At 57.7% G+C, this 25,954-nt stretch carries 26 protein-coding genes, 1 tRNA gene, 1 pseudogene and 1 riboswitch; of the genes and pseudogenes, 10 read left to right on the forward strand and 18 right to left on the reverse strand.

What is annotated here, in order from left to right:
* From napA to ACR3EM_RS15145, 9 genes are all read right to left on the reverse strand, one after another.
* The gene (napA, locus tag ACR3EM_RS15105) at positions 1 to 2,493 is read right to left on the reverse strand and encodes a nitrate reductase catalytic subunit NapA (protein WP_480471465.1); all 2,493 of its coding nucleotides are present in this window, start codon (positions 2,491 to 2,493) and stop codon (positions 1 to 3) included.
* A gap of 17 nt (positions 2,494 to 2,510) precedes the next feature.
* A complete protein-coding gene (locus ACR3EM_RS15110) occupies positions 2,511 to 2,783 on the reverse strand; it encodes a chaperone NapD (protein ID WP_480471466.1) in 273 nt (90 codons plus the stop codon).
* The gene (gene napF / locus ACR3EM_RS15115) at positions 2,780 to 3,289 is read right to left on the reverse strand and encodes a ferredoxin-type protein NapF (RefSeq protein ID WP_480471467.1); all 510 of its coding nucleotides are present in this window, start codon (positions 3,287 to 3,289) and stop codon (positions 2,780 to 2,782) included. Before napF ends, ACR3EM_RS15110 begins: the two co-directional genes overlap by 4 nt.
* A gap of 140 nt (positions 3,290 to 3,429) precedes the next feature.
* Positions 3,430 to 5,358: a 1-deoxy-D-xylulose-5-phosphate synthase gene (dxs, locus tag ACR3EM_RS15120; protein ID WP_480471468.1), complete on the reverse strand. Its 1,929-nt coding sequence runs from the start codon at positions 5,356 to 5,358 to the stop codon at positions 3,430 to 3,432.
* Positions 5,359 to 5,372: 14 nt separating this feature from the next.
* The gene (locus ACR3EM_RS15125) at positions 5,373 to 6,239 is read right to left on the reverse strand and encodes a polyprenyl synthetase family protein (protein ID WP_480471469.1); all 867 of its coding nucleotides are present in this window, start codon (positions 6,237 to 6,239) and stop codon (positions 5,373 to 5,375) included.
* Positions 6,240 to 6,482, reverse strand: coding sequence for an exodeoxyribonuclease VII small subunit (locus ACR3EM_RS15130; RefSeq protein WP_170484940.1), 243 nt, complete (start codon positions 6,480 to 6,482; stop codon positions 6,240 to 6,242). It abuts the gene before it with no gap.
* The gene (locus ACR3EM_RS15135; RefSeq protein ID WP_480471470.1) at positions 6,479 to 7,405 is read right to left on the reverse strand and encodes a histone deacetylase family protein; all 927 of its coding nucleotides are present in this window, start codon (positions 7,403 to 7,405) and stop codon (positions 6,479 to 6,481) included. The genes ACR3EM_RS15130 and ACR3EM_RS15135 overlap by 4 nt, the downstream gene beginning before the upstream one ends.
* A gap of 68 nt (positions 7,406 to 7,473) precedes the next feature.
* Entirely contained in the window at positions 7,474 to 8,175 is a 702-nt protein-coding gene (locus ACR3EM_RS15140; protein WP_480471471.1) for a response regulator, read from the reverse strand.
* Positions 8,172 to 8,684, reverse strand: a complete 513-nt coding sequence (locus ACR3EM_RS15145) for a MarR family winged helix-turn-helix transcriptional regulator (protein ID WP_480471472.1) — start codon at positions 8,682 to 8,684, stop codon at positions 8,172 to 8,174. The genes ACR3EM_RS15140 and ACR3EM_RS15145 overlap by 4 nt, the downstream gene beginning before the upstream one ends.
* A gap of 158 nt (positions 8,685 to 8,842) precedes the next feature.
* On the opposite strand from ACR3EM_RS15145, the gene ACR3EM_RS15150 reads away from it, so the two are divergent.
* The 3 genes from ACR3EM_RS15150 (at position 8,843) to ACR3EM_RS15160 (ending at position 11,252) form a co-directional block, all read left to right on the forward strand.
* A complete protein-coding gene (locus tag ACR3EM_RS15150) occupies positions 8,843 to 9,709 on the forward strand; it encodes a branched-chain amino acid aminotransferase (protein ID WP_480471473.1) in 867 nt (288 codons plus the stop codon).
* A 115-nt stretch (positions 9,710 to 9,824) separates the two neighbouring features.
* Positions 9,825 to 10,775, forward strand: a complete 951-nt coding sequence (locus ACR3EM_RS15155) for an AraC family transcriptional regulator (RefSeq protein WP_480471474.1) — start codon at positions 9,825 to 9,827, stop codon at positions 10,773 to 10,775.
* 111 nt (positions 10,776 to 10,886) lie between these two features.
* Entirely contained in the window at positions 10,887 to 11,252 is a 366-nt protein-coding gene (locus ACR3EM_RS15160) for an SPW repeat domain-containing protein (protein ID WP_480471475.1), read from the forward strand.
* A gap of 453 nt (positions 11,253 to 11,705) precedes the next feature.
* Here the strand turns inward: ACR3EM_RS15160 and cobO are convergent, their stop codons facing one another.
* The 5 genes from cobO to ACR3EM_RS15185 all read right to left on the reverse strand — a co-directional run bounded on the left by cobO (position 11,706) and on the right by ACR3EM_RS15185 (position 15,634).
* Positions 11,706 to 12,305: a cob(I)yrinic acid a,c-diamide adenosyltransferase gene (cobO, locus tag ACR3EM_RS15165; protein WP_480471476.1), complete on the reverse strand. Its 600-nt coding sequence runs from the start codon at positions 12,303 to 12,305 to the stop codon at positions 11,706 to 11,708.
* A 57-nt stretch (positions 12,306 to 12,362) separates the two neighbouring features.
* Positions 12,363 to 13,298, reverse strand: coding sequence for a DMT family transporter (locus tag ACR3EM_RS15170; RefSeq protein ID WP_480471477.1), 936 nt, complete (start codon positions 13,296 to 13,298; stop codon positions 12,363 to 12,365).
* Between the two features lie 54 nt (positions 13,299 to 13,352).
* Positions 13,353 to 14,015 (reverse strand): HD domain-containing protein, encoded by a 663-nt coding sequence (locus ACR3EM_RS15175; RefSeq protein WP_480471478.1) that lies wholly within the window; start codon positions 14,013 to 14,015, stop codon positions 13,353 to 13,355.
* Positions 13,999 to 15,099 (reverse strand): chorismate synthase, encoded by a 1,101-nt coding sequence (gene aroC / locus ACR3EM_RS15180; RefSeq protein WP_480471479.1) that lies wholly within the window; start codon positions 15,097 to 15,099, stop codon positions 13,999 to 14,001. Before aroC ends, ACR3EM_RS15175 begins: the two co-directional genes overlap by 17 nt.
* A gap of 94 nt (positions 15,100 to 15,193) precedes the next feature.
* Positions 15,194 to 15,634 carry a 6,7-dimethyl-8-ribityllumazine synthase gene (locus ACR3EM_RS15185; RefSeq protein ID WP_480471480.1) on the reverse strand — a complete coding sequence of 147 codons (441 nt, stop codon included), beginning with the start codon at positions 15,632 to 15,634 and terminating at the stop codon, positions 15,194 to 15,196.
* 127 nt (positions 15,635 to 15,761) lie between these two features.
* Positions 15,762 to 15,961, reverse strand: a riboswitch (FMN riboswitch).
* Between the two features lie 55 nt (positions 15,962 to 16,016).
* Between ACR3EM_RS15185 and ACR3EM_RS15190 the strand changes: the two genes are divergently transcribed.
* Positions 16,017 to 16,640 carry an FMN-binding negative transcriptional regulator gene (locus tag ACR3EM_RS15190; RefSeq protein ID WP_480471481.1) on the forward strand — a complete coding sequence of 208 codons (624 nt, stop codon included), beginning with the start codon at positions 16,017 to 16,019 and terminating at the stop codon, positions 16,638 to 16,640.
* A 56-nt stretch (positions 16,641 to 16,696) separates the two neighbouring features.
* On the forward strand, positions 16,697 to 17,305 hold the full coding sequence (locus tag ACR3EM_RS15195; RefSeq protein WP_480471482.1) for a glutathione S-transferase: 609 nt from the start codon (positions 16,697 to 16,699) through the stop codon (positions 17,303 to 17,305).
* 13 nt (positions 17,306 to 17,318) lie between these two features.
* Here ACR3EM_RS15195 and ACR3EM_RS15200 read toward each other — a convergent pair whose 3' ends face one another.
* Entirely contained in the window at positions 17,319 to 17,765 is a 447-nt protein-coding gene (locus ACR3EM_RS15200) for a c-type cytochrome (RefSeq protein ID WP_480471483.1), read from the reverse strand.
* Between the two features lie 458 nt (positions 17,766 to 18,223).
* Here ACR3EM_RS15200 and petA point away from each other — a divergent pair, with 458 nt between their 5' ends.
* Genes petA through ACR3EM_RS15215 form a run of 3 tightly spaced genes read left to right on the forward strand, consistent with a single transcriptional unit; the run spans position 18,224 to position 20,957 of the window.
* A complete protein-coding gene (petA, locus tag ACR3EM_RS15205) occupies positions 18,224 to 18,808 on the forward strand; it encodes a ubiquinol-cytochrome c reductase iron-sulfur subunit (RefSeq protein ID WP_480471484.1) in 585 nt (194 codons plus the stop codon).
* A 14-nt stretch (positions 18,809 to 18,822) separates the two neighbouring features.
* On the forward strand, positions 18,823 to 20,154 hold the full coding sequence (petB, locus tag ACR3EM_RS15210; protein WP_480471485.1) for a cytochrome b: 1,332 nt from the start codon (positions 18,823 to 18,825) through the stop codon (positions 20,152 to 20,154).
* 17 nt (positions 20,155 to 20,171) lie between these two features.
* Positions 20,172 to 20,957, forward strand: a complete 786-nt coding sequence (locus ACR3EM_RS15215) for a cytochrome c1 (protein ID WP_480471486.1) — start codon at positions 20,172 to 20,174, stop codon at positions 20,955 to 20,957.
* A gap of 140 nt (positions 20,958 to 21,097) precedes the next feature.
* Here ACR3EM_RS15215 and mtaB read toward each other — a convergent pair whose 3' ends face one another.
* Both mtaB and dapF read right to left on the reverse strand, forming a co-directional pair.
* Entirely contained in the window at positions 21,098 to 22,354 is a 1,257-nt protein-coding gene (gene mtaB, locus ACR3EM_RS15220) for a tRNA (N(6)-L-threonylcarbamoyladenosine(37)-C(2))-methylthiotransferase MtaB (protein WP_480471487.1), read from the reverse strand.
* Positions 22,351 to 23,193 carry a diaminopimelate epimerase gene (gene dapF, locus ACR3EM_RS15225; RefSeq protein ID WP_480471941.1) on the reverse strand — a complete coding sequence of 281 codons (843 nt, stop codon included), beginning with the start codon at positions 23,191 to 23,193 and terminating at the stop codon, positions 22,351 to 22,353. The genes mtaB and dapF overlap by 4 nt, the downstream gene beginning before the upstream one ends.
* A gap of 211 nt (positions 23,194 to 23,404) precedes the next feature.
* On the opposite strand from dapF, the gene ACR3EM_RS15230 reads away from it, so the two are divergent.
* A tRNA-Lys gene (locus tag ACR3EM_RS15230) sits at positions 23,405 to 23,480 on the forward strand.
* Positions 23,481 to 23,893: 413 nt separating this feature from the next.
* On the opposite strand, the pseudogene ACR3EM_RS15235 reads toward ACR3EM_RS15230, so the two are convergent.
* A pseudogene (locus tag ACR3EM_RS15235) lies at positions 23,894 to 24,208 on the reverse strand (transposase family protein); the annotation flags it as partial.
* 265 nt (positions 24,209 to 24,473) lie between these two features.
* Between ACR3EM_RS15235 and ACR3EM_RS15240 the strand changes: the two are divergent.
* Positions 24,474 to 25,931, forward strand: coding sequence for a stealth family protein (locus ACR3EM_RS15240; protein ID WP_480471488.1), 1,458 nt, complete (start codon positions 24,474 to 24,476; stop codon positions 25,929 to 25,931).
* The last annotated feature ends 23 nt before the right edge of the window (positions 25,932 to 25,954 follow it).

Consider the following 25,954-nt stretch of genomic DNA (forward strand, 5'->3'; position numbering starts at 1 on the left):
TTATGCGCGCTCGATCTTACAGGCGCATTTCTTGAAGTCGGTCTCTTTCGACAGCGGGCAAGTCGCGTCCAGCGTCAGCTTGTTGGTCAGCTGGCCTTCGTCAAACCATGGCATGAAGACCAGACCGCGCGGCACTTTGTTCCGACCCCGGGTCTCGACCCGGCTGGTGACTTCGCCGCGACGAGTGGACAGAATGATCTCCTGCCCGCGGCGCAGACCACGGTCACGCGCGTCTTCGGGATGCATGTAGACCACTGCGGCCGGATAGGCGCGGTGCAGTTCGGGCACGCGGCGGGTCATAGAGCCCGAGTGCCAATGTTCCAGCACGCGACCGGTGCAGAGCCACAAATCGAATTCCGCATCCGGTTCCTCGGCAGCGGGTTCATATGGGGCAAAGATGATCTTGGCCTTGCCATCCTTATGGCCATAGAACTTCACATCTGCACCTTCGGGCACGTAAGGATCATAGCCTTCACGGAAGCGATAAAGCGTCTCTTTGCCGTCCACGACCGGCCAGCGAAGGCCGCGGGCCTGATGGTAAGTTTCGAACGGTGCCAGATCGTGCGCATGTCCGCGGCCGAACTCGGCATATTCCTCGAACAGGCCTTTCTGGACATAGTAGCCAAAGTGCTCGGACTCGTCATTGTCGAACCCTTCCGCAGTCTCAGACAGCGGGAATTGATCGATCGTGCCATTTGCAAAAAGCACGTCATACATGGTCTTGCCGCGATGTTCGGGCATGGTGGCCAGCAGTTCTTCGCCCCAAACCTCTTCCACGGTGAAGCGTTTTGAGAATTCCATCAGCTGCCAAAGGTCCGATTTCGCCTCTCCCGGAGCCTTAACCTGTTGCCGCCAGAATTGCGTGCGGCGCTCGGCGTTGCCATAGGCGCCTTCCTTCTCGACCCACATAGCGGTGGGCAGGATCAGGTCAGCAGACAGAGCCGTTACGGTCGGGTAGGGATCGGACACGGCAATGAAGTTCTCCGGGTTGCGATAACCGGGATAGCCTTCTTCGTTGATGTTTGGTGCGGCCTGCATGTTGTTGGTGCACTGCACCCAGTAGGCGTTCAGATCACCGTCTTTCAGTTTGCGGTGCTGCAGAACGGCGTGGAAACCGGGTTTGGGCGGGATGGTCCCTGCAGGGATTTTCCACGCAGTTTCGCAAATCTCGCGGTGCTTGTCGTTGGCGACGACCATGTCGGCGGGCAGACGGTGAGCGAAGGTCCCGACCTCACGTGCCGTACCACAGGCCGAAGGCTGACCGGTGAGCGAGAAGGGTGAGTTGCCGGGCTCGGAAATCTTACCCACCAGCAGGTGCACATTGTACATCAGCGAGTTCACCCACGATCCGCGTGTGTGCTGATTGAAGCCCATGGTCCACAGGCTCATCACCTTGCGGTTTGGATCTGCATATTGCTGGGCCAGACGCTCAAGCTGAGAGGCAGGAACACCGGATAGTTCAGATGTATATTCCAGCGTGTATTCTGATACTGCTTCGGCATATTCCTCGAAGCTTATCGGTTCCAATTTGCCCGAGTTCGGGTTCTCGGCCTCTTGCTGCAGCGGGTTGTTGTCACGCAGGCCATAACCGATGTCTGTGGCGGTCTTGGTGATGTTGACGTGGTTCTTGACGAAGTCTTCGTTCACCGCGCCGTTCTGGATGATGTAGTTGGCGATATAGTTCAGGATCGCCAGATCGGTCTGCGGCGCAAAGACCATGCCGTTATCGGCCAGTTCGAAAGAGCGGTGTTCATAGGTCGACAGGACATGCACTTCGGACCCCGGTTTGGTCAGGCGTGTGTCGGTCAGGCGAGACCACAGGATCGGGTGCATTTCGGCCATGTTCGAGCCCCAGAGCACGAACGTATCGGCATGCTCGAAATCGTCATAGCAACCCATAGGCTCGTCAATGCCAAATGTACGCATGAAGCCGACAACCGCCGAGGCCATACAGTGGCGCGCGTTGGGATCGATGTTGTTGGACCGGAAACCAGCTTTCATCATCTTGGCAGCGGCATAGCCTTCCCAAACCGTCCACTGGCCCGAGCCGAACATGCCCACGCTGGTCGGCCCTTTCTTGGCTAGGGCCTCTTTCCATTTGGCGGCCATGACGTCGAAGGCTTCGTCCCAGCTGACGGGCTCGAATTCACCGTTCTTGTCGTATTCGCCGTTGGTTTTGCGCAGCATCGGCGTGGTCAGACGGTCTTTGCCGTACATGATCTTGGACAGGAAATAGCCCTTGATGCAGTTCAGGCCGCGGTTCACGGGCGCGTCCGGGTCGCCCTGCGTGGCAACTACGCGCCCGTCTTTGGTGCCAACAAGAACCGAGCAGCCAGTGCCGCAGAACCGGCAGGCGGCTTTGTCCCAGCGGATATCTGGGGTAGCGGCCTGAGCGTTGGCTTGTCCGGTGGCAAGCGGCAGACCTGCCGCCGAGGCTGTCGCAGCGGCGGCGGTCGATTTCAAAAAGGTCCGGCGGGATTCAGAGATGGTCATGACATGGGTCTCCGGCTTTATATCTGGCGAGAAGCGGTAAGGTGCGGACGGGTCTCCGCGAGGTCTTCGAAATGGTGAAAGGTCAGGGTCAGAGAGATCACGCCCGGGATCTGATGCAGATCCATGATCGTCTCGGACGCCAGTTTTTCCGGCGTATCCTCGACCACAACAACAAGACGGCCATCTTCGGCCGCCGCGTGAACCTCGGCCCCGTCTGTGCGCGCAATCGCGTCCTGCGCGCTTTGGGTGGTTTCCGGGCTTACATGGACGAGGCAACCACAGATGTTCATAAGGCAACCTCCTGAGTGGGCGGGGTGTGGCGTTCAAAACTGATGGAACCGGCGGGGCAGGCGCTGGCGCAAGCTCCGCAGCCGGTACATTTGTCGATATCGAGTTGGGGTTCGGCGCGACCACCGGGTTGCAGTTTGAAGCGGATCGCGCTGTGGTCACAGACGTCCTGACAGATCCGGCAACTGACGCCGTTCATCGACAGGCATGATGCAGATATTGCAGCGCGCCAAGGCCAGTCGGCTACGCGTTCAGGATTCAGCGCTCCAGTCGGGCAGGCGTTGGCGCAATCGCCGCAAAGGGTGCAGGGACCAACGTCCAACTGAACCACGGGCCAGCCTTGTGCGTCAAAACGGATGATGTCTTCGGGGCAGGCCACCTGGCATTCGTCGCACTGTGTACACAGTTCAAGAAACTCCGCCTCCGCGCCCGGCGGGCGGATGGCTGATCTATCCCCTTGCAGCATCTTGCCACGCAAGAAAGCGCGTCGGCTTGCTAGCATGTTCATTCGCTTGCGACCCTCGAGTGTCCGGCAGGAGTTGGTCTGCCTGACTCGGGTGTTAGCGTATCACAGTGCGTAAGGATTTGACCTATGTCATTTTAAATTTGCTTATTTTTCCGATGTTCAGACTGAAGGCTGCAAAAATATCAGGCACGTTTCTCGCCGATTGAGGGTACGCCGAGAACCGAAAGCACCTTGGCCTCGATCTGCTCTGCGTTCATCCCTGCGACGGCGTACATATCGGCCGGGCTGGCCTGGTCGATGAAGATGTCCGGCAGCACCATCGAGCGATACTTCAGCCCTTCATCAAACACACCCTCATCCGCCAGCAGTTGCGCCACGTGGCTGCCAAAGCCACCCACGGCCCCTTCTTCGATGGTGATCAGCGCCTCGTGGTTCGCGGCGAGGTCAAGGATCAGGTCCTGGTCGAGCGGCTTGGCAAAGCGCGCATCCGCGATGGTGGGCGTGATCCCGCGCGCAGACAGGGCCTCTGCCGCCTTCTGCACTTCGGCGAGCCGCGTGCCGAAGGACAGCAGCGCCACGCGGGCACCTTTTTGGATCAGTCGACCCTTGCCGATCTCCAGCGCTTCGCCGCGCTCGGGCAGGTCAACACCCACCCCTTCGCCGCGCGGATAGCGGAAGGCGATAGGGCCATCGTCATGGGCCACTGCAGTGGCAACCATGTGCATCAGTTCAGCCTCGTCTGCGGCGGCCATGACGACCATGCCGGGCAGGTTGGCCAGGTAGGCGATATCGAACGATCCAGCATGGGTCGCGCCATCTGCGCCCACCAGACCCGCGCGATCGATGGCAAAGCGTACCGGCAGGCGCTGGATCGCCACATCATGCACCACCTGATCATACCCACGCTGCAGGAAGGTCGAATACATGGCGCAGAATGGCTTCATCCCGCCCGCCGCCAGCGCGGCCGAGAAGGTCACGCCATGCTGTTCGGCAATCGCCACATCGAAACAGCGCGACGGATAGCGCTCGGCAAACAGGTTGAGCCCGGTACCATCCGGCATCGCGGCAGTGACGGCTACGATCTTGTCATCCCGCGCTGCTTCATCGACCAGTGTCTTGCCAAAGACCGAGGTATAGGATGGCGCGTTCGAAGGCGCCTTTTTCTGCTCGCCCGTCACCACATCGAACTTGGCGGTTGCGTGACCTTTGTCGCGGGCCTGTTCGGCAGGGGCATAGCCCTTACCCTTCTTGGTCAGCACGTGGATCAGAATCGGCCCGCTTGCCTTCGCCTTGACCGCACGCAGAACCGGCAGCAACTGATCCAGATCATGCCCGTCGATGGGGCCGAGGTAGGAAAAGCCCAGCTCTTCAAACAGCGTCCCGCCCATGGCCATGCCTTTCAGCATATCCTTGGCGCGCTTTGCCCCTTCGCGGAACGGTTCGGGCAGCAGCGATACCGCGCCTTTGGCGGCAGCTTTCAGGTCGTGGAACGGTTCCTCGGCATAGATGCGCGACAGGTAGTTGGACAAGGCCCCGACGGGCGGCGCAATGCTCATTTCATTGTCGTTGAGGATGACGATCAGGCGTTTTTTTAGATGACCCGCGTTGTTCATCGCCTCAAAGGCCATGCCCGCAGACATCGAGCCATCGCCGATCACCGCAATTGCATCGCCCAGCCCCTCGGGTGTCACACCACCCAGATCACGCGCCACGGCAAACCCAAGTGCGGCGCTGATCGAGGTGCTCGAATGCGCCGCGCCAAACGGGTCATAGGGGCTTTCGCTGCGCTTGGTGAAGCCGCTCAGGCCATCCTTCATGCGCAAGGTGCGGATACGGTCGCGGCGCTCGGTCAGGATCTTGTGCGGGTAGCACTGGTGCCCCACGTCCCAGATGATCTTGTCGCGCGGAGTATCGAACACCGCATGCAGCGCCGTGGTCAGTTCGACTACGCCAAGACCCGCACCCAGATGTCCCCCAGTCACAGAAACGGCCGAGATCGTCTCGGACCGCAATTCATGTGCGACCTGATGTAGTTGCGCATCCGAGAATTGCTTGAGATCCGCAGGGCGGTTCACAAGGTCCAACAGAGGCGTATTCGGGCGGTCAGACATATGGCGTTCCTGGCTTAGCTGTCCCGGGCAATAACGAAGCGGGCAGCTTGCTTCAAGGTTTCAGCTTTAGGGCCATACCCGTCCAGTGCTGCGCAGGCCTGATCCGCCAACGCGGCAGCACGGGATTTCGCGGCCTCCAGACCCAGCAGTGAGACAAAGGTTGCCTTGCCCGCCTCAGCATCCTTCTGCAGCCGCTTTCCGGCCTTTTCGGCATCTCCTTCGACATCCAAGATGTCATCGGCGATTTGAAAAGCAAGGCCAAGGGCTTGGGCATATTGGCGCAAGGGTTCGGGATCGGCCTGTGCCAATCGTGCGCCCGCGCAAGCGGACCATTCGATCAACGCACCGGTTTTACCCGCTTGCAGCTGCGTGATCTGATCCAGCGTCAAGGGCTCTGCCGCTGTTTCCGCCGCGATATCCAGCGCCTGGCCCAAAACCATACCCTGTGCGCCGCTCGCTTTTGCCAGTGTTAGACCCAAATCTGCGCGAATTTCCGCGCTCCCGGCCTCGGGTCGCGTGCAAAGTTCAAATGCCAGCGTCTGCAACGCATCGCCCGCGAGGACAGCGGTGCCCTCATCCCATTTCACATGCACAGTCGGGCGCCCGCGCCGCAAATCATCGTCATCCATGCAGGGCAGGTCATCATGAACAAGCGAGTATGCATGCAGCGCCTCAATCGCGGTCGCTGGCCAGATCGCTTGCGTCGCGTCAACGCCATGCAACCGCGCGCTTTCCAAAACCAGAAACCCACGCAGCCGCTTGCCGCCTTCGGTGGCATAGGCCATCGCCCGTGTCACATCCAGATCGTCCAACGCCCCCAGAACCAGATCGAAATGGCTCTGAATCAGCGCCGCATCCTGCGCCAGCTTTTCACGAAACATTTACTGACCTTCGACAGGCGTTGTCCCGGTCGGTTGTCCACTCGCATCCAGAGTGATCGCTGCGACTTTTTCTTCGGCCCGCTTCAACTCATCTTCGCAACGCTTCTTCAAAGCCGCGCCGCGTTCATAGAGAGCAATCGACTGATCCAAGGCCACATCCCCGCGTTCCAGCTGGCCCACTACCGCCTCAAGCTCTTTCATCGCCTGTTCAAACGTCATCTGTTCGACTGGAGTATCGGTCATCGTGCTGCCTTTATCAGTTCTTCCACATGGGCTCGTGTCGCCTCGGCCAGTGCGTTCAGATCATACCCGCCTTCCAGAGTCGAGACGATACGGCCTGCACAGACCTCATCGGCGATCTTGCACAGCTCGGCTGTGATCCAGGCGAAATCACCCGTGGACCAGTTGAGGTTGGCCAGTGGGTCATCCTGATGCGCATCGAATCCCGCCGAAATGATGATCAGTTCCGGCTTGAATGCGCGCAGCCGCGGAAAGGCCTGCGCCTCGTAGGCAGCGCGCATCTCGGCCCCGCCCGTGCCGGGGGCTAATGGAATATTCAGCACCGTCTCATAGGCGCCGGTTTCATCCGCGCGCCCTGTTCCGGGCCACAACGGCATCTGCTGGCTGGTAATCACCAGCGCCCGTGGCTCATCCCACAGCAGATCCTGCGTGCCATTGCCATGATGTACATCGAAATCCACCACCGCCACGCGGTTCAACCCGTGATGATCCAGCGCATGCTTCGCCGCCAGCGCCGCGTTGCCGAACAGACAAAACCCCATCGCTGTCTCGGATTCCGCATGATGCCCTGGCGGGCGGATGGCGCAGAACGCGTTCGAGGCCTCACCGCTCAAAACCAGATCAACCGCCCGTACCGCCGCCCCCGCTGCGCGATAAGCAGCATCGACCGACCCCGGAGACATGAACGTGTCCCCATCGATTTGTCGAAACCCTTCAGAGGGCCTGCTGCTTCGGATATCATCGATGTGACTGGATGGGTGAATCCGCAGTAGATCATCATCTGCGGCCATCGGAGCAGTGACCCGTTTCAGATCCAGACCTTCCAGCGCATGTAGAACATGCTCCAATCGCGCCACCCGCTCCGGATGCCCGTCAGGTGTCACATGGCCTAAACAATCGGCATGGGTCAAAAGGGCAGTCGTCATCGGGGTCCTATCTTCATCTGGCTATAAATATCTTCGCCGAAGGCAAAAAATCGCCGCACAGCGGCAAATCAGTCAGGGGCCAACATATACCCCGCACCCCGCACAGTCTGCAGATACCGGGGCTGCTTCGGATCTTGCTCAATCTTGCGCCGCAAGCGCGTGATCTGCACGTCAACCGCACGTTCCTGCGCTTGCCCCTTGTCGCGTCCCAGATCTTCAACCAGCTTGGCACGGCTGATCGGCTCTCCCGGTTGGGCCGAGAAGATCTTCATCAACTGGCTCTCGGTCGCGGTCAGACGCACGGGGTCTTCTCCCTGCCACATCTCGCCACGCTCGATGTCATAGCGGATCGGGCCGAGTGTCAGGAATTTCGCCGCTGCCTCCTGCGCGGGGGCTTCGGGCATGCGGCGCAAGATGGCGTTGATCCTCAGCAGCAGTTCTTTCGGCTCAAAAGGCTTGGCGAGGTAATCATCGGCACCGGCTTCGAGCCCCGCGATGCGATGCTCGGTTTCGCCTTTTGCGGTCAGCAGCAGGATCGGTGTTGTATGGGTCTCGCGCAGCGCCTTGGTCAGGCTTACCCCATCCTCGCCCGGCATCATGACATCCAGCACGATCAGATCGAAATCCAGCCCCGACAGCACCCGCCTTGCATGCGCTGCGTCTCGCGCTGCGGTTACCAGAAACCCGTTTCGCATCAGGAATTTCTTGAGCAGATCGCGAATGCGTTCGTCGTCGTCGACGATCAGAAGATGGGCGTCCATATCGCTCATGAAGTTGTATCCCGCAGTTTCGTATATGCACGACGCATATCAGCATCCATCATCGCTTCAAGCACTTTGCGAAAACCGGCCACCGCTTCGGGGCCTGCATCCTTGAATGCCGCGCGCATCCGGGCTCGCTGCGCATCGGACAGCGTAGCCTCCAACGCCTTGCCCTTGTCTGTTAGAAATAGGTGGCGTTCGCGTTTGTCCACCTTTCCCACACGGCTTTCCACCAAACCGTCCTCGATCAGGGTGCGCAGAACCCTATTTAGAGACTGTTTTGTTACCCCCAAGATGCCCAGAAGGTTGTTTACCGTCGTGCCGGGCGCGCGATTGATGAAGTGAACCGCCCGGTGATGGGCGCGGCCATAGGCCATTTCGGACAGGATGCGGTCGGGATCGGCGGTGAAGCCGCGATAGGCAAAGAACATCGCTTCGATACCTTGCCGCAACTGCTCATCCGTCAGAAATAACAGGCTTTCTCCGCCAAAGACCGGGGCAGGACGGATTTCGGACATAACGGGCCTCATTCGCAATACGGTTCGAGTTTATGTCAGCCTTATTGACATTCCAAGAGCGCACAGGTATCGAATCGCAGTTTTTGCGCAACAATGTGTCCGATGCGGACCTATCTGGCGCAATATTCGGAAAATTGACCCGGTTCAGGAGGTTTCGCATGGCGGGGTATGATGATCGTGATGGTACCATCTGGCTAGACGGTAAACTGGTGCCCTGGCGTGAAGCGAATGTGCACATCCTGACCCACGCGATGCACTATGCCTCGTCTGTGTTTGAGGGTGAGCGCGCCTATAACGGCAAGATCTTCAAAAGCCGCGAACATTCCAAGCGTTTGATAGCATCGGCCGAGGCTTTGGACATGCCGATGCCCTACTCGGTGGATGACATCGAAGCGGCCAAGGAAGAGACGCTGAAAGCCAGCGGCTTGAAAGATGCCTATGTACGCGTGCTCGTCTGGCGTGGTTCGGGCGAGGACATGGGTGTTGCCTCGGCCAAGAACCCGGTTCGTATGGCCGTCGCGGTTTGGCCCTGGGGTGCCTACTATGGCGATGCAAAGATGCAGGGGGCCAAGCTGGATATCGCGGAATGGAAACGCCCCAGCCCCGAAACCATCCCGGTTCACGCCAAGGCGGCAGGTTTATACATGATCTGCACCATCTCGAAACACAAGGCCGAGGCCAAGGGGTGTTCGGATGCCCTGTTCATGGACTGGCGCGGTTATGTGGCCGAAGCGACCGGTGCAAACGTGTTCTTTGTCAAGGATGGTGAGGTGCATACTCCGCTGGCCGATTGCTTTCTGAACGGCATCACCCGCCAGACCGTGATCAAGATGCTGAAAGACAAGGGCATCACCGTTCATGAGCGCCGCATCAAGCCCGAAGAGATGGCCGATTTCGAACAATGCTGGCTGACCGGCACCGCCGCCGAAGTGACGCCCGTTGGGCAGATCGGCGAATACACATTCGAAGTTGGCGACCTGACCCGCGAGATCGCCGAGGATTATGAGAAACTGGTCCGCTCGTAATCAGAAGCTTCTGAAACCCTCGCTTCGGCGGGGGTTTTTGTTGCAGAACGTGCAATTCTTTGTGCAGATCGTTCCAACCTGTGGACTTGTCTGAACCGCTCGATATCTTTGCACGATGTTGGACCTTCTCAGCGATATCCTCACCCGCCTGTCTTTGCGCGGTACTTTCTATTTCCGCACGTCCTTTACCCCGCCCTTTGGCGTTCAGGTGCCCGGATTCGAAAACGTCGCCCGGTTTCACTTCGTCCAGCGCGGCGAGTTGAAGGTGCATATTCCGACGACGGGTGACACTCTGCGCCTGAAACAAGGCGATCTGATTCTGATCCCACATGGCGCGCCGCATGCGTTGCTGTGCGCTGAAGTTCAGCCGCTTGATGCGCTGCCACTGGAACAGGTGCTTGAGATCGCGGGATATCGGGGCGATGGCGTATTGGTCTATGGCGGTGCGGATGAGGAGCGGGATACGCAGCTGATCTGCGGTCATTTCTCATTCATTGGCCCCGCTGGCCGGGGTGGCACGGGGCATATGCTGATTGATCGGCTGCCGCCTTACATCCTGATTCAGAACTATGGGGAAGAGGCGGGATCGTGGATCGAGGCCACGCTGCGCATGATTGGCTCGGAAGTGTCAGGCGCTCGGATCGGCGGTGATCTGATTGCCCTGAAATTGTCCGAGGTTCTGTTTGCGCAGGCGATCCGTGCCTATCTGGAACACCAAAGCCCTGATGAAGCCGCCCTTGCCGGATTTGCCGACTCACGCATCTCACGCGCGTTGACAGCGTTCCACCAGTCTCCGGCACAGGAATGGAGCGTCGCGACCCTTGCGCGCGAGGCGGCCATGTCGCGCACGGCCTTTGCCCAGCTCTTTGCCGAGAAGATGGGCACCACCCCGATGCAATACCTGACAGATTGGCGCATGCAGATTGCCTGCCACGGTCTAACTGAAAGCCGTTGGAATGTGGCCGATGCCGCGGCTGAGGTTGGATACGCCTCAGAAGCCGCGTTCTCGCGTGTATTCAAGAAGCAGGTTGGCGTGTCGCCCGCTGCTTACAGGGCCATGCACTGATCCACCCTAACTTCTGAACGATCTGCAATATCTCGTAAACGATCTGGGCTGCTACGTTCGCAGTCGGACACCTATCCTTAGTCCATCACTGATTGAGGAAAGGAAGTTCAGATGTCCCTGCGTTTCGTCACCCGCACTGTTCATGCGTATCTCGACTATCCGGTCGCCATTGCGTTGATGGTGCTGCCCTTTGTTTTGGGATTGGGTCAATCCAATCCGCTGGCGCTCTGGTTGTCGGTTGTCACCGGCGTCGCAGCTTTTGTTCTGACGGTTCTGACCGACCATCACTTGGGCATTTGGCGGGTTCTGCCTTACAAGTTTCATCTGGCCGTGGACCTGATCGTCGGCATCACCTTCCTGCTGGCCCCCAGCCTGCTTGGATTCTCGGGGATTGATGCGTGGTTCTACTGGCTGAATGGTGCTGCGGTGGTAGCTGTGATCTCGCTCAGCGCACCCGAGCAGACCGCGACCGCCTGATTATTTCTGTCACCTGAAAGAATCAAGCCGCGCGATTTCGCGCGGTTTTCCCTTTGTTAGGCAATGTTTTATGTATCAGCAGTTCAAGCTAGATGTGGTGAGTGTTTTCAGGCTTGAAAAGACTAATGAAAAAACTCAGATAATAGTAACGCCGGATGACAATATTAGACACTAGGTTCCGGGGCGATCTGTGGCTCTGCAAGCAACACAGTGAAGACCCGCCGCCGTCCTGGAAACGATCAGCGGAGGTCCCATGCGCACTCGATTCGAAGAGCTGATGTCAGATCCTTGCTGCGCTTCTTGTGATTGCGACGCGCTGAGCTCAGAGGTTGAGGTCTATCTCGATCGCAAAACCTGCGATGCGGAGAGGTGCCGGAGGCTCGACTTGCAAACCCCGACGACACTGGCAGGCCGCGTATCGACACGCAGCCTGAATGAAAACAGTTTTCAGCGTTAGAAATCCACGCCGCGCTGGGCCTTGATCCCGGCTTGGAACGGGTGTTTTTCTTCGGTCATTTCCGTTACCAGATCGGCATAATCGCGCAGCGCTTGCGGCGCATCGCGGCCCGTCAAGAATACGCTGGTCTTGTCCGATCGGGCTTTCAGACCTTCGATAACACTCTCTACAGAAAGATATTCATAACGCAGGGCGATATTGATTTCGTCGAGAACGACCAGATCATACTCACCACTGGCCATCAGATCACAGGCCTTGCCAAAGGCCGAGGTGGCCGCTGCGATGTCGCGCTCGCGGTCTTGGGTGTCCCAGGTGAAGCCCTCACCCATCGTGTGCCAGGTGACCAGATCCCGCTCTTCAAAGAAACGCCGCTCACCGGTTTTCCACTTGCCCTTGATGAACTGGACCACAGCAACCTTCTGACCCCAACCCAATGCGCGGATCACCACGCCAAAGGCGGCAGATGATTTGCCCTTGCCCTTGCCGGTGTTGATCAGCACCAGACCGCGACCCGGGTCAACGGCCTCGGACACTTTCTTGCGGTGCTGGGCCTGCACCTTCTGCATCTTTTCCTTGTGATCCTGCGCGTCGCTCATCTGGAAACCTCTTTCATTGCCCGGCCCAACCTAGGCGAAGTCTGCGAAAGGTAAAGGTCAGGCTTTGGGATCGGTGACGGCGCGCGCCTTGCCTCGTTCCAGCCCCAACTGATGCTCGCGCCAGATCACGACAACATTGCCCGCGATCACCAGCACCGCCCCGATCAGGATCGCCACCGTCGGCAGTTCGTCGAACCAGACATAGCCAATGACAATTGCAAACAGCATGGTCGAATAGTCATAAGGCGCCAACATCGAGGCCTGCCCGAAGCGATAAGACGAGGTGACGAGTATCTGCGCGATTCCACCAATCAACCCCATAGTGACCAGTATTAGAGCCTGATTTATCGTGGGTATTGTCCACCCCCAGAATGCCGTCAGGCTTGAAAGCAAGGTAGCAGTCATTGAGAAATAGAAAACGATTGCGGCGGGGTGGTCGACCTTGACCAACTGCCGGATATGGATCTGAACAAAGGCGCGGGCGAAGGTCGCTGCGAGCACGCATAATGCACCCATGGTCGCCGCCACTTCCATCTGCGTGCTGCCGAGCCGTGGCCAGATCATGATCAGCACCCCGAGCAAACCCAATGCCACCGCTCCGATTCGGATCATGCGAATGCGTTCGCCCAAGATCGCCGCTGCCAGAATCAGGGTGAAGATCGGCGTGGCATAGCCAATGGCAGTAACCTCAGGCAGGGGGAGCAGGCTGAGGCCTGTAAAGGTCAGCCCCATGGCGCTGGTGCCCAATACGCCGCGCCAGAAATGACCCATCGGTTTCTTGACCACAAAGCCTTGTGCCAGTTCACCACGCCAGACGAGCCACGCGATGATCACCGGAATGGCGAAGAGCGACCGGAAAAACACCAGCTCGCCCGGAGGAAAATCGGTCGACAACGCTTTGACCAGCGCGGACATTGATGTGAACAACATCAGCGCGCTGAGTTTCAGACCCACGGCCAGTACGGGTCGATGCGATGTTAACGATTTTGCCATTGGCCGCGACCCTGCGCCTTTGGCGGCAAAAGATCAACGACAGGATTGTACCAATCAGGTCGATTTCCAGTGGCCGGGCAGCTTGTGACCGATCTCGTCGCCAAACTCTTCCAGAAACCGGATCATGCGGTCAGCGCGTTGTCGCGCGATCTGGCGGCCCGTGTCTGTCAGCATCTCATCTGGCAGGTTCAGCAGCTTAACCTTCCAGTGGTCCAGCGAGAACCGCAGATCGTCCAGGGGCCGCGCATCCGCAAAGGGATCGGCCGGATCGTAAAGAACCCGGCCCAATGCGCCCGACACCGAGAATGTGCGTGCGATGCCGATCGCACCAAGCGCATCCAGCCGGTCGGCATCGCGCAGTATCCGTGCCTCGGACGTTTCGGGCGGGATGTTGGCCGAATAGCTATGCGCTGCGATGGCGTGTTGTGTGGCACTGATCTTGGTTGGGTTGAAGCCCAAATCCTGAAGAATAGACTCTGATTCAGCAGCGGATTGGCGCGACGCCAGTTGCCGATCAGGCGAATCCTTGGGCAGGTTGACCAGATCGTGCAGATAGCAGGCGGCCAGCAGCACCGATCTGTCGGTCTGTTCGTCCGCCATGGCTTGCGCGTTCACCCAGACGCGATCCAGATGGGCCAGATCATGCGCCGGGTCGGTCTGCATATGCTGCGCGACGATGCTGCGCAGCCGCGTGCGCAGATCAGCCGATATGTCCACGGTTCTCGCCAATCTGACCGCGATGCAGCAGCAGGTGATCGAGGATCACGCAGGCCATCATTGCCTCACCCACCGGGACGGCACGGATACCAACACAGGGGTCGTGACGGCCCTTAGTGATGATCTCGGTCTCTTCACCGGATTTGGTGATGGTTTTGCGCGTGGTCAGGATCGACGAGGTCGGCTTGACCGCGAACCGTACCACGACGTCTTGCCCGGTCGAAATGCCGCCCAGAATGCCGCCCGCGTGGTTGGAGCTGTATTGGGGGCCGTCCTGCCCCATGAAGATCTCGTCCGCGTTGGCTTCGCCGGTCAGTTCAGCGGCGGCCATCCCTTCGCCGATCTCAACGCCTTTGACAGCGTTAATCGACATCATTGCGGCAGCCAGATCAGTGTCTAACTTGGCATATACAGGAGCACCAAGCCCAGCAGGAACGCCGCGTGCGACGACCTCAACCACGGCGCCGATCGAGTTCCCGGACTTGCGTAGGTCATCCAGGTAAGTGGCCCAGCCCTCGGCAGCTTGCGCATCCGGGGTCCAGAACGGGTTCTGTTCGATCTGCGACCAATCGAAATTACCGCGGTCGATTTTGTGCGGGCCGATCTGGGTCATATAGCCGGTGATCTGCACATTCGGTGCGATCTGTTTGATGGCCTCGCGTGCCAGCCCGCCTGCCGCGACACGCGAGGCGGTTTCCCGGGCCGAGCTGCGCCCGCCGCCGCGATAATCACGGATGCCGTATTTCTGCCAATAGGTGATATCGGCATGACCCGGGCGGAACTTGTCCATGATATCGCCGTAGTCTTTCGAACGCTGATCGGTGTTCTCGATCATCAGTTGCACGGGGGTGCCAGTGGTCTGGCCCTCGAACACGCCCGAAAGGATTTTCACCTGATCGGGTTCGCGCCGCTGGGTCGTGAACTTGTTCTGCCCCGGTTTGCGCTTGTCCAGCCAGTGCTGGATCATGCCCTCGTCAATCGTCACGCCCGGAGGGCAGCCGTCGACGGTGGCACCCAATGCAGGCCCGTGGCTTTCGCCCCAGGTGGTGACGCGGAAGAGGTGTCCAAAGCTGTTCATCGACATGGGGCGTGCTCCTTTGCGCGATGTGATTAGCGGGCAAGGGCCGCAGTCTCAAGCGGATTTGCGGTTGGGGCAGGGGTGCCCCAACCTGTTGTGCTTACGCTGCACGGCTCAGTGTCGTGCGGGTCTCGATGATTTTCAGCGCGGCGCGTGCAGCTTCGCGCCCCTTTTCCACGAAATGGGTGCGGTAGATCGCGTTGTGATGCTCGGTCTCCTGGTACTGATGCGGCGTCAGTGAGACTGACAGGACCGGAACGCCAGTATCGAGACTGGCGCGCATCAGGCCATCGACCACGGCTTGGGCCACGAAATCATGTCGATAGATGCCCCCATCCACAACGAAGGCAGCGCAGGCCACGGCGGCATAGCGTCCGGTCTGGGCCAGGTCGTGCGCCAGCAGGGGCATCTCAAATGCACCGGGCACGTCTAACACATCAACCTGCTCGGCGGGGATAAGCTCCAGAAACCCGTCCAGCGCGCGATCAACGATATCGGAATGCCAGTTGGCTTTGATAAAAGCATAGCGGGTGTGTGTCATCATGATCTCCTTTCAGTTTGGTGGCCTGCTGGCAATTGCGAAAACCGGTTCCCACTTTTCGCTGCCAGCCCGGCATGACACGTCACCCAAGGCGATCACGAGCAGGCGCACCGGCTTGCGGCACGCTGCACGTTCTCTTCCATCCGGACTGTAACCGTCGGCTCTGGCCTCTCACCAGATCTGCTATCACTCGTGCGTGGTTCCACAATTTGTCCGAAAACCGCTTCCCGCTCTTCGGATCGTGGACACGGCCGAGCCGCTCGCGGGCTTACGGGTCGTGGCCCGCATACCGCCGGTGGGGAATTTCGCCCCGCCCTGAGAACAACGCGGACCTTGCCAAGGGCGCGTCGCTTCTGCAAGAGAAATTGGCAGGAGGATCATCATGCACCCCAATCCCGCCTTTCGGGCCGAAGCCGCTGAGCGTCACATTGCCTTTGCCCGCGACCGTGCCTTCGGAGTGCTGGCAGTGTCGACCGATTCCGCCCCGCTCATGAGCCATGTGCCGTTTCTGCTGAGCGCGGACGCGTCCTGGGCTGAGTTGCATCTGGTCCGCTCCAACCCAATCGTGCGGGCGCTGAAACAGCCGCAAGCGGCGCGGATCGCGGTTTCCGGGCCGGATGGGTATGTCTCGCCTGACTGGTACGGGATCGAAGATCAGGTACCGACATGGAATTATGTGGCGGTTCATTTGACGGGCGAGCTTGAGCTGCGTCCGCAGGAGGAGTTGCGGGATCTGTTGGACCGGCAGAGCGCGTTCTTTGAGAACCGGTTGCTGCCGAAACCACCTTGGTTAGTGTCGAAACTGTCCGACGATGTGATGGAGCGGTTCCTGAGGATGATCGTGCCTTGTCGGTTGCGGATCAGCGAGATCGACGGGACGTGGAAGCTGAACCAGAACAAGCCCGATGCGGCCCGCCTGAGCGCAGCAGACCGGATTGCCGAGGATGGGCTTGGGGCTGAACTGCACGCGCTGAGGGATTTGATGAGGGGCGCAGCCGAACCCTGACGGGTTTTGTTTTGATCTGGCTTCTGTAGTCTGCACCGCAAACAAGGAGACAGGACATGAAGCTTTACCACAGCCCGACTTCACCTTACGTGCGCAAAGTCACGGTGCTGTTGCATGAGACTGGCCAGCTTGAGGATGTCGTGCTGGAAACTGTTGCGAGCACGCCTGTCTCTCCGGCTGAGCCGCTGATCGGAAAAGCACCGTTGACCAAGGTCCCCGCGCTTGAGCGTCCCGATGGACCAACGCTGTTCGACAGCCGGGTGATCTGCGCTTTTCTGGATGCGCGGGCGCAAGCAGGGCTCTATCCCGAGGGATCCCGGCATTGGGATGTGCTGACGCTAGAGGCGCTGGCGGATGGGATTCTGGATGCGGCACTGCTGATGACTTATGAAAGCCGTTTGCGGCCCGAGGACAAGCAGTGGGACGATTGGGTTGACGCGCAGTGGAGTAAGATCGAACGCGCCTGCGCTACGCTGAACCAGCGCTGGATGGCGCATCTTTCAGGCCCTTTGGATATGGGTCAGATCGCGGTTGGGTGCGCACTGGGCTATCTCGACTTGCGCCACGACGCGCGAGGGTGGCGCAGAGGCAATGATGCGCTGGCGACTTGGTATGCCGCCTTCAGTGAACGGCCCAGCATGATGGCGACGCGGCCACCAGGCTGAGCCTGCGTGGTGCTTATGGCGTGCTGAAAGTGGCCAGATAGGCCGCAATATCTGCGGCTCCTTTCTTCAGTTTGACGCTCATGTTCGGGCGCGCAGTTTCATCGCCCAGATAATCCTGAATGAACCCGACAGGATCTTCGGAATAGCTGGCGACATTTTCTTCGGTCCAGACAAGACCTTCTTGCCCGGCGCGGATCATGTCATCCGTGAACATCCCGATAGGCAGGCGTTCACTGCCGTTCAGGTAGTCGTTCTCGGTTCCGGCAATGCGACCGACCACGCCATAGAGATTCGGCCCGGTGATGCCGCCTTTCACCAAAACCTCACCATCTTTGATGATCGCATGGCAAGATGAGCAGCGGTTGTAAAGCTGTTTGCCTTTGGCAGGGTCACCAGCGGCGGCGACCTGCGTGGACAGTGCAATTGTTAACAGAACGGCGGCCAAGGGGGTCTTTGACATCGGGATCTCCTGTTCAACGTTCGCGCGCCGCGATTTCCGGCATTCGCGTAAAAAGTGCAATAGGAAATGGCTTAGTATCTTCCGGAATTAATGATCTATTTCAGACCTGTCATTTACAGGTGAACAAAGTCGATTCTGCGCCCGGGATTTTACACGGTTCCGCGTCAATCCAGCGCGAAGGATGCCATCTGAACGCCCTCAGCCCTGATTCTGCTTGGGCACTACGCCGACGCCCGAATCAAACCTTTCGATTCGAAGGCTCGGGGAAAGATGCGGCGCTGAAACATCAAAAATGTCAGGTGCGCTGTGATAAAAAACCCAGATGCGGCGTATTGCGCGTTTATGACCGCTAGACGAACACTAATCTCCCCGATAGACAGCGCGGTTAAGACACCGCATTCGTGCGGTGCGCGAGCTATTTGCCCGTCCGCGGGCGCCAGACAATCGGAGAAAACCTCGTGTCCCACGCAGAAGACCACGAAGGCACCCGCAGAGATTTCCTGTATTACGTCGCTGGCGGCGCAGGTGTTGTTGCGACCGGTGCAGCCGTATGGCCCCTGATCAACCAAATGAACCCGTCGGCAGACGTTCAGGCGCTGTCCTCGATCCGCACCGACGTGAGCGGGGTAGAGCCAGGAACGCAGCTGACCGTTAAGTGGCTGGGTAAACCGGTCTTTATCCGTCACCGCACCGGCGCCGAGATTGCCGAAGCGCAGCAGCAGGACGAAGAAGCAGTGGGCAACCTGCCTGACCCGCTCGCTCGCAACTTCAACATCAACGCAGACGCGCCGGCAACGGATGCAAACCGCGTGATGCCTTCGCCCGAAGGCGAAGCAGCGGGTGCATGGATCGTTCAGATGGGCGTTTGTACACACCTCGGCTGCGTGCCGCTGGGCGATGCTGGCGACTTTGGTGGCTGGTTCTGCCCTTGCCACGGGTCGCACTACGATCTGGCTGGTCGGATCCGCAAAGGACCCGCGCCTGAAAACCTGCCTGTTCCGCCCGCCGAATGGGTCGACGCAACAACCATTAAACTCGGCTAAGGGAGACCCCACGTATGTCCGGAATTCCCCACGATCATTACGAGCCGAAGACAAACGGCGAGAAGTGGCTGAACAGCCGTCTGCCCATCGTCGGCCTGATTTACGACACCATCATGATCCCCACCCCCAAGAACCTGAACTGGTGGTGGATCTGGGGCATCGTCCTGGCGTTCTGCCTGGCGCTGCAAATCGTCACCGGTATTGTTCTGGTGATGCACTATACCCCGCATGTTGATCTGGCTTTCGCCAGCATCGAACACATCATGCGCAACGTGAATGGCGGCTATATGCTGCGCTACCTGCACATGAACGGCGCATCGCTGTTCTTTGTTGCAGTCTACATCCACATCTTCCGTGGCCTGTTCTACGGCTCGTACAAAGCCCCGCGTGAAATCACGTGGATCATCGGTATGCTGATCTACCTGATGATGATGGGCACCGCCTTCATGGGCTACGTTCTGCCCTGGGGTCAGATGTCCTTCTGGGGTGCGACCGTGATCACCGGCCTGTTTGGCGCAATCCCGTTTGTGGGTGAAGCGATCCAGACCTGGCTGCTGGGCGGACCTGCAGTGGACAACGCGACGCTGAACCGCTTCTTCTCGCTGCACTATCTGCTGCCATTCGTTATCGCGGCGCTGGTCATCGTGCACATCTGGGCCTTCCACACCACCGGCAACAACAACCCGACAGGTGTTGAAGTGCGCCGTGGTTCGAAAGCCGAGGCCGAGAAAGACACGCTGCCCTTCTGGCCCTACTTCGTGATCAAGGACCTGTTCGCACTGGCCGTGATCCTGGTGGTGTTCTGGGCGGTTGTCGGCTTCATGCCGAACTATCTGGGCCACCCGGACAACTATATTGAAGCCAACCCGCTGGTTACGCCCGCACATATCGTGCCCGAATGGTACTTCCTGCCGTTCTATGCGATCCTGCGTGCCTTCACCGGTGAGGTCTGGGTCGTGCAGTTCGCCAGCTTCATCACCGGCGGCATCGTCGACGCCAAGTTCTTTGGTGTGATTGCGATGTTCGGTGCGATCCTGGCCATGGCTCTGGCGCCCTGGCTGGACACCTCGAGCGTGCGCTCGGGCAAGTACCGTCCGATGTTCAAGTGGTGGTTCTACTTGCTGATCATCGACTTCTTTGCCCTGATGTGGCTGGGTGCGATGCCCGCGGAAGAGCCTTATGCGACTTTCTCGCTGATCGCGTCCGCCTACTGGTTCGCCTATTTCTTCGTGATCCTGCCGATCCTGGGTGTCATAGAAAAACCCGAGGCGCAGCCGGAAACCATCGAAGAAGACTTCAACGCGCATTATGGCAAGGCTGACGCCGACGCCACGCCGGCCGAGTAAGAAGAGGGACCGGAAACATGTTCAAGAAACTTGCAATCGGTGCCGCCCTTGCTTTGGCTATCGCTCCTGCCGCATCACAGGCGGCAGGCGCATATGAGCAGCACATCGAAGACTTTCAGTTTTCGTTCGAAGGGCCTTTTGGCACCTGGGATCAGAACCAGCTTCAGCGCGGCCTTCAGGTTTACACCGAAGTCTGTGCAGCTTGCCACGGCTTGAAATATGTGCCGCTGCGCGATCTGGAAGCGCTGGGGTATTCGGAAGAAGAGGTGATCGCTTATGCGGCCGGCAACTTCGAAGTGTTCGACTCCGAGCAGGACGATTTCCGCCCGGCGATTCCAACTGACCACTTCCCGGCCAATGACGGTGTTGGCGCACCGGACCTGAGCCTGATGGCAAAGGCTCGTGCGGGCTTCCACGGTCCCTATGGTCTGGGTATCAACCAGTTGGTCAAAGGCATGGGTGGGGCGGAATACATCGCCTCGTTGATGGATGGCTATACCGGTAAGGAAAAGGAAGAGGCAGGTACCATCCTGTACGAAAACACGGCCTTCCCGGGAGGCTGGATTTCGATGGCTCCGCCGCTGTCTGAGGATCAGGTTGAGTTCGCCGATGGTCACCCGGCCACGGTTGAAGCCATGTCCGAGGACATCGCGGCCTTCCTGATGTGGACTGCCGAACCGAAGATGATGGAGCGGAAGAATGCCGGTTTCGTAGGTGTTCTGTTCCTGACCGTTCTGTCGGTGCTGCTGTACCTTGTGAACAAGCGTCTGTGGGCACCTGTAAAGGGTAAGCGTCTGGACTGAGTTCAGGAAATTTACGTTGATGACCCCCGCGCCCTTTGGGTGGCGGGGGTTTTTTGTTGCGGCGATGCTGACGGGGCCAGCCCCTTCTTGGCCTGCGGCCAATTCAACCCCGAGATATTTTTGGCCAGATGAAGGGCGGATCAGGCTCGTAATTGCGTGGTCGTGTGCCCTTGGATCGTGGCGGTTATGATCTGGCCTTCGGGTTGGGCCGTGTCGAAGGTCACCTCGGTGAATTGTTCAGTGCGGCCCATCATCGGGTTCTCCATCAGGATGTTGTGGGTTTTGCCGATCTGGGCGGACAGGTGCTTGGTGACCTGAGATTCTCCGGCGGCGCGCAGGCGGGCGGCGCGCTCTTTGATGATGTTTCCGTTGACCTGCTGCGGTATGCGGGCCGCTGGGGTGCCTTCGCGTTTTGAATACGGGAAGACATGCAACCAGGTCAGATCGCACTCCTTGACGAGTTTCAGCGAGTTCTCAAAATGCGCGTCCGTTTCAGTGGGGAAGCCTGCAATGATATCGGCACCGAAGGTCATATCGGGGCGCAGCTTGCGGGCCTCTTCGGCAAAGCGGATCGCATCGTCGCGCAGATGGCGGCGTTTCATCCGTTTCAGGATCAAATCATCGCCATGTTGCAGGGACAAGTGCAGATGGGGCATCAGTCGGGACTCGGTCGCGATGGCCTGCATCAGGTTCTCATCCACTTCGATTGAGTCGATCGAGCTGATACGCAGGCGCGGCAGGTCGGGCACCAGCTTAAGGATCCGCATCACCAGATCGCCCAGCCTGGGCTGAGCGGGCAGGTCGGCACCCCAGGAGGTCAGATCCACTCCGGTCAGGACCACTTCGTTGTAACCCTTGTCCACCAGCCGTTTGATCTGATCCACCACGACGCCCGCAGGGACGCTGCGCGAGTTTCCTCGACCATAGGGGATGATGCAGAACGTGCAGCGGTGGTCGCATCCGTTCTGGACCTGTACATAAGCGCGGGAGCGTGTGCCGAAGCCATCGATCAGGTGGCCCGCCGTTTCCGTGACGGACATGATGTCGTCGACCTGTACCGTCTCGGTCTCGCCGATGAAGTCCGCGGCCATGCCCTTCCAGGTCTCGGGCTGCATCTTTTCGGTGTTGCCAATAACCGCATCAACCTCATCCATTTCGGCAAAGTTCTGAGGTTCGGTCTGTGCGGCGCAACCCGTGACGATCAGCCGTGCATCGGGATTCTCGCGCCTCAGCTTGCGGATCTCCTGACGGGCCTTGCGGACCGCCTCGGCGGTCACGGCACAGGTGTTGACGACAACTGCATCCGTCAAGCCGGCTTGCTGCGACAGCTCTTTCATCGCCTCGGTCTCGTAGGCGTTCAGGCGGCAGCCCAGAGTGGCAAACTTTGGCGGGTTCATCCCAGCGACCCCAGAAACTCCGGCGTCAGCGTGCCCGAGAAGACATGAGCCGTTGGTCCGGTCATCCAAACACCATCCTCGCGCCAGTCAATCCAGATGGTGCCGCCATCCAGATCGATCTGCACCTTCCGCCCGGTTAGACCCCGCCGTGCAGCCGCCACCGCAGTGGCACAAGAGGACGAGCCGGAGGCGAGCGTAATTCCAACGCCGCGTTCCCAGACACGCATGCGGATATGGTCCGGGCCGATTACCTGCGCGACCTGCACATTGGTCCGCTCGGGATAAAGCGGATGATATTCATACCGCGCGCCAAATTCGGCCAGCGGGATCGCTTCGGCATTTTCAACGAAGAAGGTACAATGCGGGTTACCCATACCTGTGGCGGTCGGGCCGCCTTCGATGGGCAATTCCAGCGTATCCACATCCTCGGCCAAGGGAATGTCCTGCCAGTCCGTTTGCGGATGTCCCATATTGACCGAGGTCAGGCCGTCGCCTGCATCCCGCGCATAGAGCGTTCCACGCTCGGTCGTCAGGGTCAACTCGGATTTGCCTGTCTCATCCATCAGGAACCGTGCAATGCACCGGGTCGCGTTTCCGCAGGCGGCCGAGGTCGAGCCATCGGAATTGTAGAACACCAGATGCGCATCGGCCTGGCCGTTTTCAATCACGGCCAGCTGATCAAAGCCGACACCGAATTGACGATGCCCGATTCCCTCAACCTGTGCAGGAGTGATCGAAACCGCCTGCGCGCGCGCATCCACAATGACAAAGTCATTGCCCAGCCCGTGCATCTTCATGAAGGGCAAACCGGTGTCGTTAATACGTTGCATGGCGGGCATATAACCCCGGTCAGAAGATGAATCCACCCTATCGCGCAGATTCCTGAAAAAAGGGGTTGACCCCCCTGCGCCACCTGCCTAATTAGGCCGCCTATCGGGACGCCGATCCTGTCTAGGAAACCGGTGGAACGCGGTGCAAATAAGGTCTTGAACCCGGTTGGGAAAATGCCTTACAGAGCGCCACGGATCATTAAGATCCGAACAAAAGAGTGGGCCGTTAGCTCAGTTGGTAGAGCAACTGACTTTTAATCAGTGGGTCGCAGGTTCGAATCCTGCACGGCTCACCACTTTTTTCAATAAAAACAATTGTTTGAGAATTCATGTGTAGAGTGCGCTTCATGACGTGTAGCTTACCGGAAGCACTGTGACAAAGTTTGAAGTGTGCCTGCAGGAGCACATTCTTTTGCTCTATTTTCTGTTGGAGTCAATAACTCAGTGGTCAGTTTTTTGACGTTCGTTTTGATTTTACTCCCTCATCAATAGCCATCTACTATGCAAAGGCTTCGCAAGCCGTGGGGTTAGCCCAGAGCCATTGTCGGAAGACAAAACATCAAATGGCTGCAGTTTGACCCACGCGAATAGTCAAACTTACGTCATCTGTAGCGCAGGGCACCTGAGATGTTGAGTTTCACGCTCAGATTGGTATCAGAGGGAAAGATCCGAGACCTTGTGTGGCCAGAAGTGCAGAGCCCACCGAAACGCGTCCCCTAGTTCTTTGTGGAAGCCGGTTCAGGTCATAGCGCCGGAGAAAGCGATAGACGCCTGCATCGAAGATCTTGATGCCGTGATAACGAGCCAGGTACCAAACGATGTGAATTGGTCCCAGATGGTAGTTCCGCCGCAGGTGAAGAACCTTCTCAACAATTTCTGGCGGTGTTTGATTGACAGGATACTTCGGAATGGTTTTGCCACTCTTCAACCCTTCTTCTCCAAATTCTCGGCATGTCGCACGCTATCGATAAAAGCTGGATTGACCAATGCCAAAATACCGGCAGGTCTTGCTCACACATCTGATCTTTTAGACACACTGCAGAACACGAAGCTTACGCTGAATCTCTAGTTGATCGCCTGTCATGAAAACTCCCTCCTTCCCAAAACTGGGATGTTATCGGAAGCTCCCGAGAGTCCGTACATATCTACATTCTAGGTTTCATATCCGTTCGACACCCCTCATGCTTTGGCTTGAACTTCACAGGCGGATACGTCAAATAGGGCGAAGCCGCAAAGTCGCCAACTCGGTGCGCTTGACCGATTTAATCTGCACAAAGATTTTTATCCTCATGAAACCACCTAAATTAAGAATATTCAATAAAAATAAACCTGTGGTAGTAATAGCTGACTCCGAGCAAAATAAGAACATGGCCGAAAGATTAGTTGGTCTCGCGCGAGTGCGGAATCTAAACCCGATTTTGGGTGGGGCTGTGGAGGAAGGTGTCTCTAGAATAAATATACCAGAGAGTGAGGCCGAAAAATTCCTAGCAGTGGTTTTGAAAGACTGTGCGGATGATGAGAGTATTCGATTTTTATACAAAGAAAACAAACCCATTTCAGGCCGTAAACTAAGAAAACGCGGGATGCGGGTGGCATATGATGTCGCGATTATTAGGTATTCCGACGATTTGCACGACTATGTTTCATTGGTTGAAATTGCAATCTGGCGCGAGATGGAGCGATATGGACGAAAATTTCTCTCAGTAAATCGACCTTCTAGCGTTGTCTCCCGCGTTCCACATTTTGGTTTGTTCAAGGGTTTGGACACGATTGATAATATCAATAGCGAGTTTACCGATACGACTAAACCTAACTTCCCGGTAGATGTCGTATTTACGTGGGTGGATGGAGACGATAGTGAATGGAGGAAACAAAAGGCAGAGTATGCCGCTCAGCACGGTGCTCATCCGGGGGCAATAGGCGAGAGGTTCAAAAGTCGCGATGAGCTTCGATACGCACTTCGGTCAATCGAGATGTTTATGCCATTTGTGCGGAAAGTATTTATTGTCACTGCAGGGCAGACACCAGATTGGTTAGACACGAATTATAATCGTGTCAGGCTGGTTAACCACGAAGAGATCTTCTCCGATATAGATCACCTTCCAACTTTTAACTCCCATAGTATTGAATCTCATCTCCATGAGATTGAAGATCTTTCGGAGCACTTTATCTACTTTAATGACGACATGATGGCTGGAAAGCTAGCTTCGCAAGATGATTTTTTTGATCCGAATGGGATTGCGAAGGTTTATACGGATAACATGTTTGTGATCCCAGAACTCCTCGAAGATAGGGATCACAGCTTCATCAAGGCGAGTGCCAAAGTCGTAAAGATTTTCCGGAGAGACTTTGGTGTTTCTCCTTCCTCCATGATTAAGCATGTACCTTATGCTACTCAGCGCTCTGTTATGTACGAATTGCAGCAGCGATATGTGGAAGAGTTTGCGGTGACTTCGTCAAACAAATTTAGAGAACCAAGTGATATACCACCAATCTCTTTCCTTTATTCCCACTATGCACTGATGACTGGGCGGGCTGTTTGTTGTGAGGCTGATCATTGCTATATACCACTCTTTTCGCCAAAATTGGAACTCTCTCTTAGTGAGCAAATGAAGGTAGAAAAACGTAAAAAATATATATGCCTGAATGATGCGGCTGTGCCCGAAGAAAGGAAAGACAAAGTTGATCAAATGGTGAGCTCATTCTTAGAGTCCTACTTTCCAATTAAAAGCAAATTTGAAAAATAGAATGCCCGGGCTCACAACCCGTA

The organism is Ruegeria sp. AH3, from assembly GCF_056536265.1.

What these genes read in the sequence shown, in the direction of transcription:
- napA (WP_480471465.1), bottom strand. Translation starts at nt 2,493, where the DNA reads ATGACCATCTCTGAATCCCGCCGGACCTTTTTGAAATCGACCGCCGCC.
- ACR3EM_RS15110 (WP_480471466.1), bottom strand. Translation starts at nt 2,783, where the DNA reads ATGAACATCTGTGGTTGCCTCGTCCATGTAAGCCCGGAAACCACCCAA.
- napF (WP_480471467.1), bottom strand. Translation starts at nt 3,289, where the DNA reads ATGAACATGCTAGCAAGCCGACGCGCTTTCTTGCGTGGCAAGATGCTG.
- dxs (WP_480471468.1), bottom strand. Translation starts at nt 5,358, where the DNA reads ATGTCTGACCGCCCGAATACGCCTCTGTTGGACCTTGTGAACCGCCCT.
- ACR3EM_RS15125 (WP_480471469.1), bottom strand. Translation starts at nt 6,239, where the DNA reads ATGTTTCGTGAAAAGCTGGCGCAGGATGCGGCGCTGATTCAGAGCCAT.
- ACR3EM_RS15130 (WP_170484940.1), bottom strand. Translation starts at nt 6,482, where the DNA reads ATGACCGATACTCCAGTCGAACAGATGACGTTTGAACAGGCGATGAAA.
- ACR3EM_RS15135 (WP_480471470.1), bottom strand. Translation starts at nt 7,405, where the DNA reads ATGACGACTGCCCTTTTGACCCATGCCGATTGTTTAGGCCATGTGACA.
- ACR3EM_RS15140 (WP_480471471.1), bottom strand. Translation starts at nt 8,175, where the DNA reads ATGAGCGATATGGACGCCCATCTTCTGATCGTCGACGACGACGAACGC.
- ACR3EM_RS15145 (WP_480471472.1), bottom strand. Translation starts at nt 8,684, where the DNA reads ATGTCCGAAATCCGTCCTGCCCCGGTCTTTGGCGGAGAAAGCCTGTTA.
- ACR3EM_RS15150 (WP_480471473.1), top strand. Translation starts at nt 8,843, where the DNA reads ATGGCGGGGTATGATGATCGTGATGGTACCATCTGGCTAGACGGTAAA.
- ACR3EM_RS15155 (WP_480471474.1), top strand. Translation starts at nt 9,825, where the DNA reads ATGTTGGACCTTCTCAGCGATATCCTCACCCGCCTGTCTTTGCGCGGT.
- ACR3EM_RS15160 (WP_480471475.1), top strand. Translation starts at nt 10,887, where the DNA reads ATGTCCCTGCGTTTCGTCACCCGCACTGTTCATGCGTATCTCGACTAT.
- cobO (WP_480471476.1), bottom strand. Translation starts at nt 12,305, where the DNA reads ATGAGCGACGCGCAGGATCACAAGGAAAAGATGCAGAAGGTGCAGGCC.
- ACR3EM_RS15170 (WP_480471477.1), bottom strand. Translation starts at nt 13,298, where the DNA reads ATGGCAAAATCGTTAACATCGCATCGACCCGTACTGGCCGTGGGTCTG.
- aroC (WP_480471479.1), bottom strand. Translation starts at nt 15,099, where the DNA reads ATGTCGATGAACAGCTTTGGACACCTCTTCCGCGTCACCACCTGGGGC.
- ACR3EM_RS15185 (WP_480471480.1), bottom strand. Translation starts at nt 15,634, where the DNA reads ATGACACACACCCGCTATGCTTTTATCAAAGCCAACTGGCATTCCGAT.
- ACR3EM_RS15190 (WP_480471481.1), top strand. Translation starts at nt 16,017, where the DNA reads ATGCACCCCAATCCCGCCTTTCGGGCCGAAGCCGCTGAGCGTCACATT.
- ACR3EM_RS15195 (WP_480471482.1), top strand. Translation starts at nt 16,697, where the DNA reads ATGAAGCTTTACCACAGCCCGACTTCACCTTACGTGCGCAAAGTCACG.
- ACR3EM_RS15200 (WP_480471483.1), bottom strand. Translation starts at nt 17,765, where the DNA reads ATGTCAAAGACCCCCTTGGCCGCCGTTCTGTTAACAATTGCACTGTCC.
- petB (WP_480471485.1), top strand. Translation starts at nt 18,823, where the DNA reads ATGTCCGGAATTCCCCACGATCATTACGAGCCGAAGACAAACGGCGAG.
- ACR3EM_RS15215 (WP_480471486.1), top strand. Translation starts at nt 20,172, where the DNA reads ATGTTCAAGAAACTTGCAATCGGTGCCGCCCTTGCTTTGGCTATCGCT.
- mtaB (WP_480471487.1), bottom strand. Translation starts at nt 22,354, where the DNA reads ATGAACCCGCCAAAGTTTGCCACTCTGGGCTGCCGCCTGAACGCCTAC.
- dapF (WP_480471941.1), bottom strand. Translation starts at nt 23,193, where the DNA reads ATGCCCGCCATGCAACGTATTAACGACACCGGTTTGCCCTTCATGAAG.
- ACR3EM_RS15240 (WP_480471488.1), top strand. Translation starts at nt 24,474, where the DNA reads ATGAAACCACCTAAATTAAGAATATTCAATAAAAATAAACCTGTGGTA.